Below are 3,696 nucleotides of genomic sequence, written 5' to 3'. Positions count from 1 at the left end.
TCTTTGCCAGTGAAGACGGCCAACAGATTGAGGGCCGGCGTCTGCTGACCGCCTACGGCGATCTGGCCCTGACCGAGACTTGGTACCGCAGCCGCGGCCCGGCCCGGCTGCTGAAGAGCATCCCGGCCTCCCTCAAGGCCGGGACGAGCCCGACGCTCAGGCTGTTTGGCATCACACTGCCCTCGGGGCTGCAAGCCGAGGACGTGTCTGTGGGCGCCGGGGTGTCGGTCCAATCCGTGCGACAGCCGGCCGACGACAGCCTGGTGCTTGAGCTGCGCGTCGACCCACAGGCCGAGCCGGGCTGGCGGGAGGTGCGGGTGCAGGGGGTGGACGGCACGCTGCGGCTGGCGCTCTATCAGCAGGTGGATTATATCCGGCTCTCCCCCGAGCGCGGCTTTGCCCGTCCGGGCGGAGGACGGGCACCGAAGATTTTTCAGCAGTTCGAGGTCAACGCCTACACCAACGGGACTGACGGCAAAAAAGGCACGGCCGATGATGTGAAGCTGGGCCGGGTGGCGCCAGTCAACTGGAAACTGGCAGAGTACGTCAAGCGGATCAACGACGACGATATCAAATTCGTCGGCACACTCGATCAGGACGGGTTGTTCACCCCGGCCCTGGACGGCCCCAACCCCGAGCGGGATATGCTGGAGGGCAATGTCGGTGACGTGTGGGTCGAAGCCTGGTATCAGCCGCCCGACGCAAAACGTGCCATGGGCGCCCGGGCGCATCTGCTGGTCATGCCGCCCCGCTTTCTGTTTCCGCCGATTGAGTAAGGACGGAGCGTATGCAACTACGGTTCCACTCAGAGAACGCCTATCCCATGAGCACCGACTCGGGCCGGGTGCTGGTCGCGGCCAAGAGCATGGCTCTGTTTGAGATGGATGCGGTGTGTGAGGCGGTCCTGCACTACGCTCAGATCCGACCGGCGTGCAGCCTCGAACAGTTGACCGCTGCCCTGGCCGACCGGTTTCCGGCTGAGGAAATCGCCGAAACGGTCCACGAGTTTGTCCGCCTGCATATTTTTGAGACCGAGGCGCCCGACCCCTCAGTGTCGATTCCCGAGTTGGATGTTGAACACTTTCCGGTCAGTTCGGTGGTCGTCAACGTGGCTAACAAGTGCAACCTGCACTGCACCTACTGTTACGAGCCGGACGAGGCCAAGTACGGCCCGACGCCGGTCCAGATGGACTGGCCGACGGCCCAGGCCAGCGTCGATTTTCTGTTCCAGAAATCGGGCCAGAGCCGCGAGGTCAACCTGATTTTCTTTGGCGGTGAGGCCCTGCTGAATTTCAAGCTGATGCGCCAGGTGGTGGCCTATGCCGAGCAGAAGGCCCAGACCGAAGACAAGGCGGTCGATTTTTCGATCACCACCAACGGCACCCTGCTGACCGATAGTGTCATCGACTTTTTCCAGGCCCACCGCTTTGGCATCACGGTCAGTATTGATGGTCCGCCCGATTTGCACGATAAGCGGCGCTCGTTTCTGACCGCCGGGGGACAGCGTAAAGGCTCCTACCAGGTGCTGGCGCCCCGTCTGGAGCGTCTGTTCGCACGCTATACCGCCCGCCCGGTGGTGGCGCGGGTCACGGTGACCAAAGACGCCATCGACATCGTGCGGACCTACGAACACCTGACCGGACTGGGTTTTTTTGAGGTCGGATTTTCTCCGGTCACGGCCACAGACGGGGCCGACTACGGTCTGGAACCGGCCGACCTGCACGAGGTGCTGGCCGGTTTTCGGCAACTCGGCAGCCTGTACGTCGAGCGCGCCGTCGCGGGCTCCTACACCGGCTTCTCCAACCTAAGCACCCTGCTGACCGACATCCATGTCGGCACCAACAAGTTTTTCCCGTGCGGCGCCGGGCTGGGCCTGCTGGATGTGGACGGCAACGGAGACGTGTACCTGTGCCACCGTTTCCCCGGCAGCGAGGAGCATCACTACGGCAACGTCAAGGACGGGCTGGACTACGACCGGCTGAACGCGTTTGTCAACAAGGCTCACCTGGGCAACAAAACGGTGTGTCAGACCTGCTGGGTGCGCGGGCTGTGCGGAGGCGGGTGTTATCATGAGGCCATGACCCAGTTCGGCGACGCCCTCCACCCCAACCTGCACTACTGCGACTTTCTGAGAGCCTGGACAGAGTATGGCATCGGGGTCTATATGGAGTTGCAGCGCAAAACGCCCGGCTTTGTCGAGCAGTACGTGCTGCGCGGCAGGGGAGACGCTCCCAAGGAACTGACCTGAAGAAAACGCTCAATGATGAATGGGAAACGCGGACAAGGAGACGCTGATGAAACACCTCAAGCCACGCAACCACAAGGCCGAACAGGTCGAGGCCAGCCAGACCCGGGGTCAGACCCAGGACCAGGACGATGTGGTGGGCATGAACCAGCCGGTCGGCTGCACCACGATCTTCAACCCCGGCTGGGAGGCTAACCCGTGGGGCGGTACGAGCAGCATGTGCGCCCCGGTCGAGGCCGACCTGCTGAGCTGTGCCAACGTGTGCTGGTGGCCGGCCCAGGTGCCGGACAGTTTGCAGAACACCCCGGAGTGGGCAAAAGCGTGTTCGGGTTCGACCCAGGAGGACTGGCGGAGCCTGGAAGTCGTCTTTCCCAAAATCGACTGAGGGGCAGGCGTGAAAGGGAATCGGATGCGCGTGTGTCAGATCCTGCTGTTATGCCTGGTGCTGCTCGGCCTGCCCCCTGCGGCCTGGGCCAAGTGGTATCTGCTGGCCTCGGTCCATCCCAATAATCTGGTCGTGATCGATACTGAGACCGATACGGTGGTGCGGAACATCGCCCTCGAAGGGCGCGGCCCGGCCCTCAATATCGCGCCCAATCCCGCCCATCCGCAGTACGCCTATGTGGTCAACAATCTGTCGCAGAGCGTGGCCATGGTCGATCTTGACGAGGGGAAGCAGGTCACCAGCTTCCCGCTGTCCAGCGATACCGAGCTGGTCCGCACCATGGCGATTGATGTCAACGCCCAGGGCAACCGGCTGTTCATCCACGAGATGCCGCTGAAAAAGGAGCAGGGCAGCTACACGGCGCTCGACAACCGCATCCGGGTCATTGATCTCGACACCCAGCAGACGCTGCTCACCTTTCCCGCCCCCCGCCAGGTGATGTCGCTGGCCACCTCCAAAGACGATGCGCGGCTGTATATCTTCAGCGTCGGCCAGGATATTTTTGTGTACGATACCAAAACCGGACAGCGGCTCGACAGCCTGCCGCTGCTGAACCGGAATCTCACCGGAGTCGGTCGAACCGATGGTCTGCCGCTCGGCAACCCGTATCAGGAGCACGGCCACCTGGTCTCGTTTGGCGCGTTTGTGGCCGACACGATTACCGGACAGACCACGCTCGGCATCGCCTCTCTGGACCTGAACGAGGACCAGCCTGAGGTCGAGGTGGTCGAGCTCCAGCCCTTCAGCCCGGAGTTCTACGTGCTGACCGGCGCCCTGTCGCCCACGACCAGAAAAGCCTATTTCGCCTATAACCGCCTGTGGCGGGTTGATCTTGAGACCCGTCAGATCGAGAAGAGCCGCCCGCTGCCCAATACCTATTTCATGCCCTTTATCCATCCCCAGGGCAAAAAGATCTACTGTGGCAGCAACTGGCACGATGTGGCTGTTTTCGATGCCGACAGCCTGGAGCTGCTGACCAAGATTGAGCTTGGCGCCACCCAGACCG

4 protein-coding genes are annotated in these 3,696 nt (G+C 62.4%); all 4 read left to right on the top strand.

All coding sequences use genetic code 11. The annotated features are described in order from the left end of the window. Window positions 1–776: hypothetical protein (locus J4F42_21815; GenBank protein MCE2488161.1), on the top strand; the 776-nt coding region annotated here is incomplete at its 5' end. A gap of 11 nt (window positions 777–787) precedes the next feature. Then, entirely contained in the window at window positions 788–2,248 is a 1,461-nt protein-coding gene (gene peaB, locus J4F42_21810; GenBank protein ID MCE2488160.1) for a quinohemoprotein amine dehydrogenase maturation protein, read from the top strand. Window positions 2,249–2,294: 46 nt separating this feature from the next. After that, on the top strand, window positions 2,295–2,630 hold the full coding sequence (gene qhpC / locus J4F42_21805) for a quinohemoprotein amine dehydrogenase subunit gamma (GenBank protein MCE2488159.1): 336 nt from the start codon (window positions 2,295–2,297) through the stop codon (window positions 2,628–2,630). A 9-nt stretch (window positions 2,631–2,639) separates the two neighbouring features. Further along, on the top strand, window positions 2,640–3,696 hold a 1,057-nt coding region (locus J4F42_21800; GenBank protein ID MCE2488158.1), incomplete at its 3' end, for a hypothetical protein.

This window comes from Desulfurellaceae bacterium (assembly GCA_021296095.1).
GTDB lineage: Bacteria > Desulfobacterota > Binatia > Bin18 > Bin18 > JAAXHF01.
Note: the sequence above shows the minus strand (reverse complement) of the source record. Positions and strands in the feature narration are given on the sequence as shown.

What these genes read in the sequence shown, in the direction of transcription:
- peaB (MCE2488160.1), top strand. Translation starts at nt 788, where the DNA reads ATGCAACTACGGTTCCACTCAGAGAACGCCTATCCCATGAGCACCGAC.
- qhpC (MCE2488159.1), top strand. Translation starts at nt 2,295, where the DNA reads ATGAAACACCTCAAGCCACGCAACCACAAGGCCGAACAGGTCGAGGCC.